Raw genomic sequence first — 17,979 nt, forward strand, 5'->3', positions numbered from 1 at the left:
TCCATCATCCTCAGTTGGACCGCGCAAAGTAGATATCGTTGCCCTCTTCTTCCGTGTGCGCATCGGCATCGGCCGAGGAGACAAAGGGGTTGCCGCGGCCGTCCGTCCAGAGGAGATACGCCCTGCCCTGCTCATCCACCGCCAGGCTCGGGTGGTAGTGACGCGCGCGGGCGGCATCGTCGTTCACTTTTTCGTTGGCCCGGAGGCCGACCTGTCCCGGGCCGATCTGCGCGAAATAGATATCGGCCTGGCCGTTCCGGAAATCCTCCCAGGCCAGATCGATGCCGCCGCGCGGGTCGAAGGCAACGGAGGGGAAGGCCTGAGGGCGGTCCGTTCGATCATCGTTCACCCGGCTCGACGGACTGAAATGGGCCCCGCCGTCCGCGCTGACGGCCAGATCGATGTCCGCGTCGCCCTGCCGGACCTTTTCCCACCAGAGCGTTTCGCCCTTGGCGGCGTCGGGCGGATCGACCGGCCCCGATTGCGGCCGGAACTGGGCCCAGGCGACGGCGACCCGGCCGTGCGGATCGACGGCGATGCTGGGAGAAACCTGGACCGTCCCGTCGGCCCCGGACACGACCCTCCGGTTCGGCTCGAAGGTCCTTCCGCCGTCGATGCTTCGGGTCAGATAGATTTCGGAGCGGCCGTTCCGAAAATCCTCCCAGGCCACGACGACGAGACCCCCGGCTCCGGCCCCGACGGTGGGGTGCGACTGGACGGAACGGCCCGCATCGTCGTTCAGCCGGAGGTTCCGGCCGAAGCTTCTTCCACGGTCATGACTGACGGTAAAATAAATGTCCCCCTCGCCGTTGCGGTCGTCCGACCAGGCCGCATAGACGTTTCCCTCCGGAGAGACCCCGATCGACGGATTGCCATGATAGGCCCAGCCGTTGTCGTCGTTGAGGAGGAGGTTTTTGGTAAAGGTCTTCCCGCCGTCCTCGCTCCGCGCGAAAAAGATGTCCGCGTGGCCTCTCCGGTCGTCCCGCCAGATCATATAGATCGCGCCCGCGGCATCCAGCCCGAGGCTGGGCTTGTACTGCCGGGCGCGGCCCGTGTCGTCGTTCACCCGGACATTCGGACCGAAGGTCGCTCCCCTGTCGTCGCTTTTGGCGAAGAAGACGTCGGAATCCCCGTTTCGAACATCGTACCAGGCCGTGAAGACCTCTCCTCCCCGCACCGCCACGCTGTGCGCCCCGGAAGAAAAGGTATGCGCCCAGAAGGACCGCCGGCCGGCGTCCGTGATGCGGTGATTGGGCTGAAACGAAGATGCCGGGGACTTAATGCTGGATGCCGGTGAGCTGCCTTCAACCTGCTGAGACAATGCCGACGGTCCCGCTAACGGGGTCAATGAAAGAGCCAGTGATAAATAGAATACCATTTTTCTCTTCCAGCATCTTGCGTCACGCCACTTGCTTCTCATCGCTTTTTCCTTTCACCCGCATCCTGTATCCAGCATCTCTCGCCCGTTCACCGATTCAATTCTTCCGGTCCAAGCCGCTTTCGTTGTAGGTCACCAAACTGCGCATATCGTCCGCCGGATTATGGGTCAGGTTGACCAGCCCCGAACCGTCCCGGTTCATGGCATACAATTCCCAGTTGCCGTCCCGGTTGGTCACGAACAGGATGCGGCCGTCCGGAAGCCAGACCGGATCGTCCTCCTCGGACCGGGGCGTGCGGGTCAGGTTGTGGGGTTTGGATCCGTCCGCGTTCATGATATAGATCTCCCGGTTGCCGTCGCGAATCGTCACGAACGGAAGGACTCTTCCGTCCATCGACCAGGTAAACATTCCGCTGCCGTCGTCCGCCGGATTGCGGGTGAGGTTCGCCGGGTCCGAGCCGTCCGGGTTCATGGAATAGATCTCCCGGTTGCCGTCGCGGGTCGTGACAAACCCGATCCGGGTCCCGTCCGGCGACCAGAAGGCGTTCCAGTCCAGACCGGGGCTGTGGGTGAGGTTCCGCTGATGGGAACCGTCGGCGTCCATGATATAGATGTCCTCGTCCCCGCTCGCGCTTGTCGAGGTGAAGGCGATCCGGGTGCCGTCGGGCGACCATTTGGCGTCCGACTGCTCGTTCTCCGACCGGGTCAGGCGAATCTGGCGGGATCCGTCGGCGTTCATGAGGTAAACTTCCCGGTTTCCCTCCCGCGCCGAGATGAAAAGGATTTTTTTCTTGTCCGGCGACCAGCGGGGGAATTCATCCGTGCCGGTGTCGGTCAGCCGGTGCTGATCGGTCCCGTCGGGCGCCATCGAATAGATATCCCGCTTGCCGTGATCGTTGTTCACATAGACGACCCGGCTGCCGTCCAGCGTCACCACGGCAAAGTACTTGGCCCCGCTGCTGTTCGTCAGCCGGATCTGGTGCTCGCCGTCCGGATCCATCCGGAACAACTCGCGCTCGCCGGTGCGATTGGATGAAAAATAGATCTTGTAGTCCCGGGTCTCGCGCGGAATCAAAAGGCCCGGCTTGACCTTCTGACCGCACCCGGACACGACCAGGACGGCCGTGATCGCCGCCATTGCCCATCGGTACGTCCTTTTCATAACATCCTCCATGGACTCTTCCACCGGGGGGGGCCCGTGCGGAAGCGGAAACCGTCCTCCGACCCGCCTGCCGGCAGGCAGGCGCCCCCCGGACCCCTACCGTCCCGGATAGAGCCGGATCCCTCTTGTGTCGTCGGCCGGGTTATTCGTCAGATTCGTCACTCCGGACCCGTCGCGGTTCATGGCGTACAGCTCCCAGTTGCCGTCCCGGTTGGTCAGAAACAGGATCCGGCCGTCCGGAAGCCAGACCGGATCGTCTTCATCCGCGTTCGGCGTGTTCGTAAGATTCCGGGGATTGGACCCGTCCGCGTTCATGATAAAAATCTCGCGCCGGCCGGCGCGGTTGGTCACAAACGGCAGGACCCTTCCGTCCGAGGACCAGGTGAACATCCCGCTGCCGTCGTCCGCCGGATTGCGGGTCAGGTTCATCGGATCGGACCCGTCCGCGTTCATCGCGTAAATTTCCCGGTTGCCGTCGCGCGTCGAGACGAACCCGATCCGGGTCCCGTCCGGCGACCAGAACGGGTTCCAGTCCTCCGCGCGATTCTTGGTCAGGTTCGTCTGATGGGCGCCGTCCGGATCCATCACGTAGATCTCTTCGTTGCCGTCCCGGTTCGAGGTGAAGGCGATCTTGTTTCCGTGGGGAAGCCACTGGGGATCGTCCTCCATCCCCGGGGTGTGGGTCAGCCGCGTCTGATCGGTCCCGTCCGAATTCATCATGTAGAGCTCCGCGTTGCCGTCGCGCTCGGAGATGAACACGATCCTCTTTCCGTCGGGCGACCACCGGGGCGCGTAATCGTCCGCGTCGTTGTGGGTGAGCTGGACCCGGTCGGACCCGTCCACATTGATCCGGTAGATCTCACGGTTGCCGGTGCCGTCCGTGACGTACACGGCCCGCTTTTCATCCGGAGAGGCCACGGCGTAATCCACCTGGCCCATGTTGCGGGTCAACCGGGTCTGGTGGCTTCCGTCCGGATCCATGACGTAGAGTTCCCGGGTGCCATCCCGGTACGAAATAAAAAACAGTTTAAAATCCAACGGCGCGTTTTGCGGAGCGGAGAGATCTCCGGCACTTCGTCCGGACGGCGTCATCATCTGACCGCATCCGACCAGCCCCGACATCGCCGAAACCGCCAAGGCTCCGAGCACGCCCGAAACGACCTGCGATCTCCTCTTCATTCGTCATCCTCCTCTTGAACAACCTTCCAATCCGCTACCAAACCACCAGGCTGTAATTTTCCGGGCCGTCCTTCGCGATATCCACCCGAACCGGACTCTCCTCCAACGGGATCGTCCGGACCGCCCGCTGCCGTTTCAGATCGATCACGGTCAGGGAAGCGGAACCGCTGTTGGCCACGTAGGCCCACCGTCCGTCGGGTGAGACCGCCGCGCTCTTGGGAGCGCGGCCGACCGGAATGAGGCTCACGGTCTTCAACCCCCGAGTTTCCAGCACGGACACATCGTTCGACGCCTCGTTCACGATGAGAAGCCGCGCGCCGTCCGGCGTCACCGCCGCGGCCATCGGTCCCGTCCCGACCGCGACTTGCGCAATCTTCTCGAACGACGGGATGGACAAAACCGAGACGCGGTTGCCGCCGTGGTGCGTGACATAGGCCCGGGAACCGTCCGGTGAAAGCGCGATGCCGCACGGGTTGTCTCCCAGGACCAACGTCCGTCCCACTTCGCCCCGCGCGTTTTCGATGATCGACAAGTCCCCGGAATGATGATTCGTCACCAGTGTGAACCGGCCGTCGGGGGTCACCACGATCCCCATCGGGTTGGTTCCGACCGGGATGCGCTTCAGGATCCGGCGGCCCTCCAGGTCCAGGACAAAAACTTCGTTCAAATCTTCCGGAATGGCGTAACCGGTCCGTCCCCAGACGGCCAGTCGCATCGGTCGATGCTCGCCCATGATGGCCCGGGCCGACCGGAAATCGGGATAGCCCTTGTCGATCCGGACGTCGGGAATCCCGCCCCCGCATCCCCAAAGGGCGATGCCCGCCAGCGCGACCGCGATCGTCATCCGAGGCGTTTTTGTCACGGCCGCACCCCGGCCGCCTCGGTCAGCAAGCGTTTTTGCGTCCCGTTCGGGTCCGTGATCCAGATCCGGTATTCACCGCTCGCGTTCGTGACGTAGGCCAGCCATCGGCCGTTCGGGCTGGCCGTGGGATGCCAGATGCGGGTGCCGGGCGGCGCGATGGAGCGGGTCAAGGACACGATCTCCCCGCTCTCAAGATTCTTCCGGTACAATTCATCGCGGCCGGCCGATTCGGCGACGAAATAAAGTTGCTTGCCGTCCGCGGACCAGGCCGGCAGCCGCGCCGATGGAAGCCGCACGACCGCGCCCGCATGCCCTCCGTCCCGATCCATGATATAAATGGCGGAAGTCCCGTCCCGGTTGGAGGTGAACGCGATCCGACGGTCGTCGGGCGACCAGGCCGGTTGAATATCCGCACCCGGGGCGTCGGTCAACCGCGTCGGGTTCGAGCCGTCCGATCCAGCAACGTAGACCTCCCAATGGCCGTCCCGATTGGACTCGAACGCGACCCACTTTCCGTCATGAGATTCGACCGGGTCCTCGCCCGGTTCGATCGCAAAAGGGCGCGCATGTCCGTCGATCGTCCCTGGGTCCGCACGCTCGATCCGACCGGTTTCGGTGTCCATCACATACCATCCCCGAGCCTCATCCCGCCCGGCCGCAAAGGCGATCCGGCGACCGTCGGCGAACCAGGTCGGATGCTCTTCAAAATAGCCTCCCGTTCCGTGCGAGCCCTCCTCGTTCGAATGGAAGCTCACGGCGATCTCGCGAAAATCCGACATGCGGATGGCGTAAATTTCTTCCCGTCCGCCCCGGTTCGAGGAAAAATAAATTTTCGACCCGTCCGGAGACCAATACGGGCAGATGTCGTTGTCGGGATTGAAGGTCAGGCGCGTCGGGTTGGACCCGTCCGAATCCATGACGTAGATCTCCGGATTTCCGTCCCGATAGGAGGCAAACGCGACATGCCTCATATCCGGGGAAAAGACCGGGCTGGATTCGGCCGCCGGGGTCTGCGTCAGGCGGACCAGACCCGTTCCGTCCGCCCGGATCGTGTAGACGTCCCAGTTCCCGTCTTTGTTCGATTCAAAGACGATCCGCCGACCGTCGGAAGCCCAACGCGGATGATCCTCGTCCGAGGGGTAGTCCGTCAGATCCACGGCCTCGCCTCCTTCGGAGGGCATGAGAAAAATATCCCAATTCCCGGTGCGGTCCGAAATGAACGCCAGGGACCGGCCGTCGGGCGAATAGACCGGCGCGTCGTTGTCTTGGGCGCTGGCCGTCAGGGCCTCCAGGGCCGTGCCGTCGGGATGGACCCGGTAGATCTGCCAGCTTCCGCTCCGGTTCGACGCGAAGGCCAGCCATCGGCCGTCCGGCGACCAAACGGGATTATAATCCTGCGCCGAGCCGCTTGTCACGCGCCGAAGGTCCCGCCCGTCCGGCCTCACGGTATAAACGGCCCAATTCCCGCTGCGCCGGGAAGCGAAGACGATCCGGCTTCCGTCGGGGGACCAGGCGTAACTGCCGTTTCCGTCCTCGGCGCGGTTCCGGGTCAGGTTGACCGGGTTCGAGCCGTCGTCGTTCATCACGTACAGCTCGGTGTTGCCGTCCCGATTGGAGACAAAGGCGATCCGCTTTCCGTCGGGCGAGGCCACCGGCCAGATGTATACCGGTTTTCCCTCCCGGAGATCCATCGGCTGGTCTTCCTCCTCCGAGCCGTACGGTTGATTCCCCTTCAGCGGATTAACAAGGGATGGGGCCGGACCGCCGCCGCATCCGGCCGTCAAAAAGGCGAAAAGCGTTGCAAGGTTGAAAAGTCGCGCGGCCGCATTGAACCTTTGGACCCTTAAACCCTTCACCGTTTCCGGATCATGTTTTTCTATTTCGGCGACCAGTATGGCCACTTGCTCTCTCCTTGCAACCGGGTCAACTGCGTGACACGGGATCCATCCGGACTCATGGTGTAAATCTGATAATGCCCATCCCGGTTCGAACTGAACGCGATCTGCCGGCCGTCGGGCGACCATTGGGGCCCGATGTCGTCGGCCGGATCGTTCGTCAGGTTTCGCAGATCTTGCCCTCCGGCGTCCATGACGTAAATATCATTCCGCCCTTGTCGAAGCGCTTCGAAGGCCAATCGGCGCCCGTCCGGCGACCAGGCCGGGTTCGACGCGGCGCCGTCCATCCGCGTCAGGCGGCGGGGCTTGGACCCGTCGGCCGCCATGACATAAATCTCCCAATGACCGTCCCGGTCGGACTCGAACGCGATTTGGGCTCCGTCCGGGGACCAGACCGGTGTTTCGTTATCGCCCGTTCCCCGGGTCAGCCGAAGCGGATCGCCGCCCTTCGCCTCCACCCGATAGATCTCCCAACGGCCCGTCGCATTGGACTCGAACGCGATCGTCTCTCCGTTGGGAGACCAGGCCGCCGCCACCTTGTCGCCGGGAAGATTCGTGAGCCGAGTCCTTTCTTGCCCATCGGCCCGCATCAGGTAGATCTCCCGACGGCCCTCGTCGCCGAGCATGAAGGCCAGCCGGTCACCTTTAACGCAGCCCTCCGGCTCCGCCGGGGGCTGCGCGGGGCCCGGGGACATCGGAGCACCCGTCGAAGACGGAGCGCACGGGCCCCCGGATCCAACGGGCGACCAGGCCGGGGCGCTCTGCCGCTCCGGTGTCCGGGTTATCTTCGTATCGACGAAATCCCGAAGGGTCATACTGTAAATCTCCCAGCGGCCGTCCCGGTCGCTGAGATAAGCCAGCCGTTCTCCGTCGGGCGACCACGCCGGCCAGATATTTTTACCCCGGCCCCGCGTGACGTTGCTCAAGTGGCGCCCATCGCGGTTGACGATATAAATGTCCCGGCCCCCCCCATGCAGAACGGTGAAGGCCAGCCGGGCCTCCCGCCCCGCCGGGTCCGGAAAGCCTAATTCAGGCCTCGGACTCCCGGTCGTCGCGCAAGCCGCGGGAAGCAGCCAGGCCGCCGCGATGAAAAGCGCCCATCGCCATGCCGTTTCCTTCATCTCCGCCTCAGGGAATCGGCGCAACGAACGGTCCGTCACCCTCGTCGTGTCGGGCCTGTTGCGTTCCCCAGAGGTCCATGACGAAGATCTGCCAGGGTCCCTGGCCATCCTTCTGGACGAAGCTGATTCGCGATCCGTCCGGAGACCAGGAAGGAACCTCCTTTTCCGAAACGGCGTCCGTCATCGTTTTCTGAATCCGTCCGGCCAAATCGACCACCGAGATATAGGCCCCCGCTTCCCCTTTCGAGACGAACGCGATCATCTTCCCGTCCGGCGACCACCGCGGGCTGTCCTCCTCTTCCGGCGTCCGGGTCAGTTGCCGGGGATTCGAACCGTCCGCGTTCATGACATACAGTTCCCAATTGCCGGTCCGGTTGGAGACAAAGGACAGGTGCTTCCCGTCCGGCGACCAGTTGGGGCAGGTGCTCTCGCCCGAAGTCTTGGTCAGCGGGCGGGGCCGGGAGCCTTGACCGTCCATGAGGTAGATCTCGTTGTGACCGCTCAGATCGGAGACGAAAACGACATGCTTCATGTCCGGAGACCATTTCTGGTTGTCTTCCACGGCCGGCAATGTCGTGAGCCGTCGTTGATCCGAGCCGTCCGGGTTCATCGAAAAAAGGTCCCAGCTTCCCGACCGGTCCGAGATGAACATGATTTTCAATCCGTCGTAGGACCAAACCGGCCAGCGGTCGTTCGCGGCATTCCGGCTCAGATTGGTCTGATGCGTACCGTCCGAATCCATGACATAGATCTCTTTATTCCCGTCGCGGTTCGAGACGAAGAGTATCCGCTGCCCGTCCGGCGACCAGATCGGGTCGTCGTCGTCCGCCGGGTTCCCGGTCAGGTTTCGCGCATGCCCGCCGTCCGGATCCATGGCGTAAATTTCTTTATTGCCGTCCCGCCTCGACTCGAACGCCAGGCGGGTTCCGTCCGGCGACCAGACCGGATTCTCTTCGTCCGTTTCGGTCCGCGTCAGCCGCACGATGGCCGGCGTCGTCCGGCTGATCCGTTCGGAAATGATCGGATCCGTGTTGAACGGTTCCGTCGCGACTTGACGCATCCCACAGCCGATCAGGTTGATCGCAGAAAACAGAAAGAAGGCCGAGACCCGGAGTCGAAAGAACGTGTTCATTTAACGGGCCTCCAGAACGGCCATGTGTTGTCCGACGCCGTGTGGGTCAGGCGCGTTTGATGCGAGCCGTCGCGGTTCATGACATAAATCTGATTGTGGCCGTCCCGGCTGGAGACAAACGTGATCTGTCCCCCGTCCGGCGACCAGGTCGGGATGTCCGCATCCGTCGGGCCGACGGTCAACCGCTTGATGCTCGATCCGTCCACGTTCATCAGGTAAACCTGCCAGTTGCCGTCCCGGTTCGAAATCACCGTCAGCTGCTGGCTGTTCGGGGCCCAGAAAAAAGCCCCGCGGCCGTCCTCGTGTTTATCGCGGGTCATGTTCGTCGCGTTCGACCCGTCGGCGTTCATGACGTAGATTTCGTTGTTCCCGTCCCGGTTGGAAACGAACCCGATCTTGGTGCCGTCCGGCGACCATTTCGGGTTGAAATCGTCCCCCCGGCTTTTGGTTAGATTCCGCTGGTCGGATCCGTCGGCGTTCATCACATAGACTTCGCTGTTGCCGTCCCGCTTCGACAGAAAGGCGATCTTGGTGCCGTCCGGCGACCAGAACGGCCGGGAATCCTCGGCCGGGTCGCGTGTCAGCCGACGGAGATCGGTCCCGTCGCTGTTGACCACGTAGATTTCATGGTTGCCGTCCCGCGTCGAGATGAAGGCCAGTCGGCGGCCGTCCGGCGACCAGAAGGGATCTTCATCCTCGGCCGGGTCGTGCGTCAGCCGGACCGGATGCGAACCGTCCGCGTCCATGATGTAGACTTCCTTGTTCCCGTCGCGGGTGGAAACGAAGGCCAGCCGCCGGCCGTCGGCCGACCAGACGGGCCAGACGTCGTCGCCGGGGCTCCGCGTGAGGTTGCGTTGATCGGACCCGTCCGGGTTCATGGAATAGATCTCCCAGTTGCCGTCCCGGTGCGACTCGAACGCGATCCGGCGGGACAGGCCGCCTTCTTCCCCGGATGCGAGTCCGGAACCGCACAGGACCAGACCCACCGTAGCCAGTATAACCCCTTTCATTTTCGGTCCACCTCCTTTAGATTGATCCGACCGTCCCGCTCAATTGAGCAACCATTGCGGATCGGCTTTCCGTCCCGCGACGGCCGTCACGGGCGTCGCCCCCGAACCGTCGGCGGCCGCAATGAAAAGTTCGGGGGCGTCGAGTTGATATCCCACGAACAACACCCTCCGGCCGTCCGGAGACCAGACCGGCTTGGCCTCGTCCGGCACGCGCGACATCAGTCGCTTTTCATGGCGGCCGTCGGCATCCATCACATGGATTTCCCGCCGGCCGGATTGATCCACGGCGTACGCGATCCGGCTTCCGTCCGGAGACCAGACCGGATCCGTCTCGTCCCCGCGGCTCCGGGTCAACCGCGCGATGCCGCTGCCGTCCGACGCCATCCGGTAAAGCTCCCAGCTTCCGGTCCGGTTCGAAACAAACAACATCTGTTTTCCATCCGGAGACCAGGCCGGACACCGATCGTCGGCGAGGTTTCGAGTGAGATTGGCCGGATGCGATCCGTCCGCGTCCATCGAATAAATTTCCCAGGCCCCCTCCCGCCTGGCTTCATACGCGATCCGGCGACCGTCCGGCGACCAAACGGGGTTGGCCTCCTCTTCCGGCGTCTCGGTCAGCCGCCGCTCGCTCGATCCGTCCGCATCGATGCGATAGAGCTCCCAATTTCCGTCCCGGTTCGATTCAAAGGCGACCCGGCGGCTGTCCGGGGACCAGACCGGCCCTTCGTCAATCCCCTTGGCGTAGGTCAGTCGGACCGGGGCGCTTCCATCGGTGTTCATGATATAGATTTCGTAGTCGCCATCCCGTCTCGAAACAAACGCGATCTTGGTTCCGTCCGGGGAAGGCATCAGCCCTTCCTCCTCCTCCGGAGTGGAGGTCAAACGCTCGGTGCGTCGACCGTCGGCCGTCACCGAATAAATGTCCCAGGGACCGTCCTGCGTGGAGGCATAGACGATCCGGCCGGCCGCGGCTTCGGCCGGGATCGGAACGGCGGCGGGCGGGCTTTCCTTGAAAAGCGTCCCCTCGCAACCGGCGATGAAGCCGATCAAACCGCAAACCAGGAGGCCTTGTTGTCGGTCCCGCTTCCATCGGCCTTTCCCGCCGTCCATATTCCACTCCGCCAACCTTGACCGGCCCGCCGCGGGAGAGCCCGGGTCACTGAACCGCCAGACCGCTCGGTCGGACCCCGACCTTCACGGTCCGGACCACATGACCGGACGGAAGGTCGATCACCGAGAGGTCGGACGATCCTTCGTTCAAAACATAGGCGTAACGGCCGTCCCGGCTGACCTTGACCTCGACGGGGGTCTTGCCGACCGGGATATCGCCGACCACTTGGTACGTGCCGGCATCGATCACCGAGAGATCGTCCGTGCTGACATTCGTGACGTAGACGAATTTTCCGTCCGGAGAAAACGTCAACCCGGCCGGAAAACTTTTGACGGTGATCGTCCGTTCGATGTTCCTCGACGCCGTGTCGATGATCGTCACGCCGCGGGGATAATCCGCCACCCAGACCGTCCTACCGTCCGGTGAAACCCGGAGGCCGGTCGGCATCTCGCCCACCTTGATTTTCTGAACCACGGAACGGGTCCCGGTTTCGATAACCGCCACCTCGCTGGAGCTGCCGTTGCTGACGTAAACGAAGCGCCCGTCGGGGGCCACATCGATCCAGTTGGGGCCCAGTCCCACCGGAATGGTTTGAATCGTCCGCCCTTGCGCCAGATCGACGACCGAGACGGTATGCGACGAACGGTTGGTGACATACAGGATCTTTTGATCCGGGGACAGGGCCAGGCCCGTCGCGCCGTTCCCGACTTCGATGGTGTTCACCACCCGATCGGAAGACGTGTCGACTACCGTTACGGTATTCGTGAAATTTGCCACGTAGAGACGGCTCCCGTCCCGCGTCAACGCCACGCCCCCCGGCAGCGCGCCCACCGGCAGCGTCTTGAGCGTCCGGTACCGGCGGGCGTCGATCACCATCAGATTATTGGATCCCTCGTTGGTCACATAAAGGAGCCCGCGCGGAACCGATCCGTCGGGAGCGGCGGGCGTCGGAAGACCGCATCCCAGAATTCCCAACAGAGCGAGACCTGTCGCCGCCGGTTTCCAGACCGGGTTTCGGAGCCTCGGGGGCCGGACCGTATCGGCCGAAGGGATCGTTGCGCCGTGCGAACTCATCGTCGCGCGATCCCTTCCTGAATGGATTCTCCCATGGCCAGCGACTTGAGCACCCGTCCGGTCGCCATATCCAAGACCGTGACGGTGCTGGAGTCCCGGTGCGAAACAAAGGCCTGCTTGGCGTCGGGGGTAAAAAGCACATCCACCGGAAACTTTCCGCCGGTCGGAAGGGTCCGGACCACTTCCGCCGAGGCGGCGTCGATGACGGAGAGGCTGTTCGATTTTTCATTCGCCACGTAGACCCACCGGCCGCCGGGGCCGAGGGTCACCCCCGCCGGGGCCTTCCCGACCGGGATCGTCTTCACGACGATGTTGGTCGTCAGGTCGATCACGGACACGTCGTCGCTGATATTGTTCGCGACAAACGCCCGCGTCCCGTCCGGCGTGATGACGATCCCCTCCGGAACGACGCCCACCCCGATCGTCTTCACCACGGTCTGCGCGCGGGCGTCGATGACCGAAACGTTGTTCGAATCGCAGTTGGTCACGTAGGCAAACCGGCCGTCCGGGGTGAACACGATGCCGTCCGGCGACTTGCCGACGGGCAAGGTCTTGACCGTTCTGAAGCTCGAGGTTTCGATGATCGTGAGGTCGTTCGAGGCCGAGTTGGCCACGTAGGCCCACTTTCCATCGGGCGAAATATGAATGCCGTCCGGGGCCGTTCCGACCGGAACGGTCCGCGCCACCTTCAGCAGACCCAGATCCACGACCGAGACGCTGTTCGAATCGAAATTGGCGACGAGGGCATACCGTCCGTCCCGCGTGGTCGCGACCCCCAAAGGCCGCTTTCCAACCTTGATGGATTTGACGATCTGCTGGGTGACGGGATCCACGATGGCCAGGTCATCCGTCGTGGCGTTGGTGATATAAAACAGGGGGGACGGCCCATCCCCGGTCGCACCGCCGAGCAGGGAGGCTTCCTGACGGCTCTGGTGATTGGCCCAGGCATTGATGGGGGCTAGAGACAGGATTAAGAATGCGAATACGATGCCACCGATACTTAGCCACCCGGCCTTGCCTGTTCTCATCCTGAAGTCTTCCATGATTACTCTCCTTTTACTTTTTCATCCACATCCATATACCGTATCCGGCGTCTTTCATTTCAGGGTGATGACCCAGATATCGCTGTTTCCGGAGCGCAGGGACGTGTAGGCAATCTTGCGGCCGTCCGGGCTCCAAGAAGAACGCCACCCGTCCACCATTCCGTCCAGCGTCAGGGGCGAGCGGTTCGATCCGTCCGAATTCATGATCCACAGATTCGAATCGGCCGTACGGAAGATGATGCGTTTGCCGTCCGGACTCCAGGAGGCCGCCGGATTATTGTCGAACCGCTTGTCGGCCACCAGCCGAACCAGGTTTTTCCCCTGCAGGTCCGACAGCCAAAGGCCCCATTCCCCGCTCAGGTTCGAAGAGAAAAGGACCCGCGTGCTGTCCGGGTTGAAGGAAGGATGCCAGTGCTCGGCCATCCCGATCGAGTGTCGCCACTGTTTTTGCGTCGTCAGATCGATGATCCAGTTTTCATCCTTTCCCGTTCGATTCGACGTAAAAATGATCATCTTCCCGTCGCGGCTCCAGGAAGGATCGCGATTCCATGTGGTTGGAAGAGGATCGGCCCGGGTCAGGGGCCGCTGATGGGATCCGTCCGCGTCCATCAGCCAGAGTTGGTTGACGCCGTCGCGGCTCGAGGTAAAGGCGATCGTCTTCCCGTCCGGGCTCCAGGCCGGGGACCAGTCGCCCTTCGGGTGATGGGTCAACGAATGGGCGTTTTTCCCGTCCAGATCCATCACCCAGATCTCTTCCTCCCCGCTCGCGTACGATGTGAACGCCAGCCGTTTCCCGTCCGGACTGAAGCTGGGAAGGTAGTCCATCTCCGGACTCGTCGTGAGTTGAACTTCATTACCCACCTGCGGTCCGAGCTTGAACGCCGCCGGAGTCTCCGCCATGGCCGCGGCCGGGCAGAGGACGACCCCGATCATCATCACACTAAAAAGTTTACGCATGGGATTCCCCGTCTTTGATATTTTTTGCATAAATGTTAATCATCACTCGCCGAAAAGTGTTCCCGTTGACGGGCGGCGCTGACCGAGCGCCGGGCGTCTTCATCCCGTCCGGTATAGGCCACGTACGCAATCCTAGAGCCGTCCGGCGACCAGCGATGCCGGTCTTTGCCTTTATCGGCCAACCCAAAGGTCAATCGCCGCTGACCGGAGCCGTCCGTGTTCATCACATAAATTTCATTGTGCCCGTCCCGGTCCGAAACAAAAGCGATCCTGTTCCCGTTCGGAGACCAGAAGGGATTAAAGTCCTTCGCCGGATTCACGGTCAATCGGCGGGCCCCCGTCCCGTCCGAGTTGGCCCGGTAGATTTCCCAGTTTCCGTCTTGCCGGGAAGCGTAGAGAACCTGCCGTCCGTCCGGGGACCAGGCCGGACCTTCCGCCGGGGCTTCGGTACGGCTGATGTTCTGCTGATGGCTGCCGTCCGCATTCATTCGGTACACCTGATACGGCCCGTCGCGATTGGAATCGAAGAGGATCGACCGGCCGTCGGGAGACCATTCGTTCCAGCAGAAGCCGTCCATCGCCGGGTTGTGCGTGAGGCGTTGCTCCCGGCTGCCGTCCGCCGCCATGACATAAACCTCCCAGTTTCCATCTTTATTGCTGACGTAGGAAAGCGCTTGTCCATCGGGCGACCAGGCCGGATCAATGCTGTCCCCCTTGAGCGTCCGGGTCAGCCGGCGCTGTTGCGATCCATCCGACGCCATCGAGTACAGTTCCCAGTGGCCGGTCTGTTGGGAGGTAAAGACGATCCGGGAGCCGTCCGGCGTCCATTCCGGATCGTCTTCATCGGACTGATTATAGGTCAATCGAAGTCCGTTGGACCCGTCCCGGTCCATGACATACACCTCGTCTCTTCCGTCTCGATTCGAGATAAACGCCAGCTTGGTCCCGTCCGGCGACCACGCCAGGCTTCGCCCCTCCAGGGGAGGCGACGTCAGGCGATACGGTTTCGAATCATCGACCGACGTCCAAAAAAGTTCCCAGTGCCCCTGAGACGGGGGCCGGTCCAGAGCTTGGCGGCCCGCCATCGGTTCGCCCGCGGTCCAACCCCAGCAACCGCCGAGAACGGTGACGGCGAGAATCCAGAACCCGATGAATCTGTTTTCCCGATCGTTCATCTCACCGTCACAATCCGGCGGCCCCGGGCGCCAGCCAATGTTTTCCGCCGTCCCGGGTGTAGCGGATCAGCCCGCCGGTTCCAACCGCCGCGCCATGTTCGGCATCCGAGAAATGAACGCTGTAAAAATCGTTCGTCGTATCGGACGCCTGAGCCCGCCACCGCGTTCCGCCGTCCTCCGTCGCCAGGATGACGCCCCGATCTCCCACGATCCAGCCGTGTTGCGCGTCCGGGAAATAGACGTCGCCCAACTTCTCCGTCGTGCCCACGGCCTCCCGCTTCCAGGCGGCCCCGCCGTCCACCGTATGCAGGACGACGCCATCGCTCCCCACCGCCCAGCCGTTCAACGGATCCACAAAATGGATATCGCCGAGCCATTTTCCATCAGGAGCCCGTTGCGTCCGCCAGTGCTTCCCGCCGTCCTCGGTCGTGAGGATAACCCCTCCGCGGCCGACCGCCCAGCTCCGAAGCCGGTCCTGGACGAAAAGTCCGTCCAGCCAATCCGTCGTCCCGCTTTCCTGCCGTTCCCAGTTCTCCCCACCGTCGCGCGTGCGGAGGATCAGTCCGTTCCGTCCCACCGCCCAACCCTGCGCGGGAAGATCATCGGATGAACCCGCAAATTGAACATCGTAAATCCAATTTTCAGACGTCCCGCTGGTTTGGGAAAGCCAGTGCCGTCCGCCGTCCGTCGTGTGCCAGATCGCACCGAATCCGCCCACCACCCAGCCGTTCTTCGAATCGGTGAAATCGATTCCGCACAACCACCGCATCGTATCGATCGGCTGCGCCGTCCATCGTATCCCGCCGTCGGTCGTATGCAGGATCACTCCGCTGTCCCCGACCGCCCAGCCGTTCAGGGCATCTGCAAAATGCACCCCGCACAACCAGGTTTTGACCTCCCGACTCTGCGCGATCCAGGTGTCGCCGCCGTTCGCGGTATGCCGGATGGCCCCGCCGCGGCCGACGATCCAACCGTTCCGCGGATCGGCAAAAAACACGCCGAGCCAATTCGCCCGGCCGCCGGACTGGGATTCCCATCGTTCCCCGCCGTCCGCAGTATGGAGCACCGTTCCCGCCACGCCGACGGCCCAGCCGTTGCGCGCGTCCAAAAAATGGACGCAATACAGAGATCGGGCGGTTCCGCTGTTCTGGCGTCTCCATTCGCGCCCCCCGTCGATCGTCGACAGAACGACCCCGTCCTTGCCGACGGCCCATCCCTGCCGCTCGTCGATAAAGAAAACCTCGTAGAGCCAGTAGCCTTCGGGAAGGACTTGATTCTCCCAGGTCTCCCCTCCATCCCGGGTGTGAAGGATCAGCCCGTCCCGCCCGACGATCCAGCCCCGATTTGCGTTTACAAAACTCACGCTATAGAGGTAGCTTTGCGTTCCGCTCGCCTGGGGACGCCAGTGCTCCCCCCCGTCGTCGGTGTGAAGAATCGTTCCGTCCCGCCCGACGATCCAGCCCCGGTTGGAATCGATAAAATGGAGGCTGAACAGATGGGAGGATGTTCCGGCGCGTTGCCGCCTCCAGCGGTTTCCCCCGTCGAGCGTCCGTAGGATGGTCCCGTCGTCTCCGATCGCCCATCCCTGTAAGGGATCCAGAAACTGCACGCCGCCCAAACCGCTCCGACTGCCGCTCGCCTGCGCCGTCCAGTGCTCCCCCCCGTCGTCGGTGTGAAGAATCAATCCGCCTTTTCCGACGATCCAGCCCCGGCGGGGATCGAGAAAAAAGACCCGGTCCAGATCTTCCTGCGGCCAGAGCGAAGGCGCCGCGGCCTCACGCCGCAAGCTGCACGCCGAGACGAGCATCCCGAAACAGATCATGCTGACAAAGAACACGGCCAACCGGACACCGCCGGAGGTTCCGACGGGGGCCAAAACGTTTATCCTCATTTCGTCCGCTGAGCCACCTGCAACACCGCAATTTCCCCGCGCCCCTCGTCATTCACGCGGGTGAACGCCAGGTCCCGGCCGTCCGGGCTAAAGGAGAGATACAGAAAGCTCAAGCCCTCGAACACTTGTTTGTCCACGTTGTATTTGACTTCGTGCGTTCCCAGCAGCCCTCTCCCGATGCGCCGCTCGTTGTTTCCGTTCCCGTCCATGATCCAGATATCCCGTTGCCCGTTGCGCTCCGAGACAAAGGCGATTTGGGAGCCGTCCGGGCTCCAGGCCGGAAGAAAGTCCCGCCGCGTTTCGGTCTTTTGGGTGAGTTGTTTGATGGTCCGCTCCTGGGTATCGATCAGCCAGATATCGCTCTTGCCGCGCATCGAGGAGACGGCGGCCACCGATCGCGCGTCCGGGCTCCAGGCCGACACCCAATCGCCGCAGCGGATGTTCGGCATCCCCTGGACATTCCCGCCGTCCGCATCCATGACCCAGACGAGCACATCCATCGATCGAGATGATACAAAGGCGATGCGTTTCCCATCCGGACTCCAGACCGGCGCAATATCCAGACCGTTATAGTGGGTCAGCTGCCGGGTGTCGGTCCCGTCGAGTTTCAGGCTCCAGATATCCCAATTGCCGCCCTGATCGGACGCGTAGGCCAGCCGGGTTCCGTCCGGGCTCCACGATGGAAAGCGTTCATTGCTCGAATCATGCGTGATTTGTTTCAGTCCGGTTCCGTCCCGGTTGATGGTCCAGATATCCCAATTTCCGGCCATGTCGCTTTCGAACGCCAACGACTTTCCATCCGGACTCCAGACCGGATGGACCGCGTTGGCCGGCAACGCGCGGATGGACCTCACGGTCACATTGTCCAAGGCGCAACCGGCGACTAAAAGTTGAAAAATTAAAACGGTAAAAAAAGTCGAACGGATTTCCGTCCTTTTAACTAAACCCTTGGACCTTCCAATCTCAAAAACCTTCATCGTATTCTTCTC

The 17,979-nt window shown here is 62.6% G+C and carries 15 protein-coding genes; all 15 read right to left on the reverse strand.

The window, feature by feature from the left end; all coding sequences use genetic code 11:
• Window positions 1-10 precede the first annotated feature (10 nt).
• The 15 genes from VLY20_07005 to VLY20_07075 all read right to left on the reverse strand — a co-directional run bounded on the left by VLY20_07005 (window position 11) and on the right by VLY20_07075 (window position 17,967).
• Window positions 11-1,378 carry a sialidase family protein gene (locus tag VLY20_07005; GenBank protein HUK56389.1) on the reverse strand — a complete coding sequence of 456 codons (1,368 nt, stop codon included), beginning with the start codon at window positions 1,376-1,378 and terminating at the stop codon, window positions 11-13.
• 97 nt (window positions 1,379-1,475) lie between these two features.
• Complete coding sequence (locus VLY20_07010; GenBank protein HUK56390.1) at window positions 1,476-2,540, reverse strand: DUF5050 domain-containing protein; 1,065 nt, start codon at window positions 2,538-2,540, stop codon at window positions 1,476-1,478.
• A gap of 96 nt (window positions 2,541-2,636) precedes the next feature.
• The gene (locus VLY20_07015) at window positions 2,637-3,719 is read right to left on the reverse strand and encodes a DUF5050 domain-containing protein (GenBank protein HUK56391.1); all 1,083 of its coding nucleotides are present in this window, start codon (window positions 3,717-3,719) and stop codon (window positions 2,637-2,639) included.
• A 34-nt stretch (window positions 3,720-3,753) separates the two neighbouring features.
• Window positions 3,754-4,581, reverse strand: coding sequence for a YncE family protein (locus tag VLY20_07020; GenBank protein HUK56392.1), 828 nt, complete (start codon window positions 4,579-4,581; stop codon window positions 3,754-3,756).
• Window positions 4,578-6,482, reverse strand: a complete 1,905-nt coding sequence (locus VLY20_07025; GenBank protein HUK56393.1) for a DPP IV N-terminal domain-containing protein — start codon at window positions 6,480-6,482, stop codon at window positions 4,578-4,580. Before VLY20_07025 ends, VLY20_07020 begins: the two co-directional genes overlap by 4 nt.
• Window positions 6,458-7,597 carry a hypothetical protein gene (locus VLY20_07030; GenBank protein HUK56394.1) on the reverse strand — a complete coding sequence of 380 codons (1,140 nt, stop codon included), beginning with the start codon at window positions 7,595-7,597 and terminating at the stop codon, window positions 6,458-6,460. Before VLY20_07030 ends, VLY20_07025 begins: the two co-directional genes overlap by 25 nt.
• A gap of 7 nt (window positions 7,598-7,604) precedes the next feature.
• Window positions 7,605-8,729, reverse strand: coding sequence for a DPP IV N-terminal domain-containing protein (locus tag VLY20_07035; GenBank protein HUK56395.1), 1,125 nt, complete (start codon window positions 8,727-8,729; stop codon window positions 7,605-7,607).
• The gene (locus VLY20_07040; protein HUK56396.1) at window positions 8,726-9,739 is read right to left on the reverse strand and encodes a DPP IV N-terminal domain-containing protein; all 1,014 of its coding nucleotides are present in this window, start codon (window positions 9,737-9,739) and stop codon (window positions 8,726-8,728) included. Before VLY20_07040 ends, VLY20_07035 begins: the two co-directional genes overlap by 4 nt.
• A gap of 39 nt (window positions 9,740-9,778) precedes the next feature.
• Window positions 9,779-10,849 (reverse strand): hypothetical protein, encoded by a 1,071-nt coding sequence (locus VLY20_07045; GenBank protein HUK56397.1) that lies wholly within the window; start codon window positions 10,847-10,849, stop codon window positions 9,779-9,781.
• A 46-nt stretch (window positions 10,850-10,895) separates the two neighbouring features.
• Window positions 10,896-11,924, reverse strand: a complete 1,029-nt coding sequence (locus VLY20_07050; GenBank protein ID HUK56398.1) for a cytochrome D1 domain-containing protein — start codon at window positions 11,922-11,924, stop codon at window positions 10,896-10,898.
• Window positions 11,921-12,967 carry a cytochrome D1 domain-containing protein gene (locus VLY20_07055; GenBank protein ID HUK56399.1) on the reverse strand — a complete coding sequence of 349 codons (1,047 nt, stop codon included), beginning with the start codon at window positions 12,965-12,967 and terminating at the stop codon, window positions 11,921-11,923. The genes VLY20_07050 and VLY20_07055 overlap by 4 nt, the downstream gene beginning before the upstream one ends.
• Window positions 12,968-13,021: 54 nt before the next feature.
• Window positions 13,022-13,924, reverse strand: a complete 903-nt coding sequence (locus VLY20_07060) for a DPP IV N-terminal domain-containing protein (protein ID HUK56400.1) — start codon at window positions 13,922-13,924, stop codon at window positions 13,022-13,024.
• Between the two features lie 35 nt (window positions 13,925-13,959).
• Window positions 13,960-15,099, reverse strand: coding sequence for a DUF5050 domain-containing protein (locus VLY20_07065; protein HUK56401.1), 1,140 nt, complete (start codon window positions 15,097-15,099; stop codon window positions 13,960-13,962).
• A 7-nt stretch (window positions 15,100-15,106) separates the two neighbouring features.
• On the reverse strand, window positions 15,107-16,990 hold the full coding sequence (locus VLY20_07070; GenBank protein ID HUK56402.1) for a YCF48-related protein: 1,884 nt from the start codon (window positions 16,988-16,990) through the stop codon (window positions 15,107-15,109).
• Window positions 16,987-17,967 carry a DPP IV N-terminal domain-containing protein gene (locus VLY20_07075; protein HUK56403.1) on the reverse strand — a complete coding sequence of 327 codons (981 nt, stop codon included), beginning with the start codon at window positions 17,965-17,967 and terminating at the stop codon, window positions 16,987-16,989. Before VLY20_07075 ends, VLY20_07070 begins: the two co-directional genes overlap by 4 nt.
• Window positions 17,968-17,979 lie beyond the last annotated feature (12 nt).

This window comes from Nitrospiria bacterium (assembly GCA_035517655.1).
In the GTDB taxonomy this organism is placed as follows: Bacteria; Nitrospirota; Nitrospiria; order JACQBZ01; family JACQBZ01; genus JACQBZ01.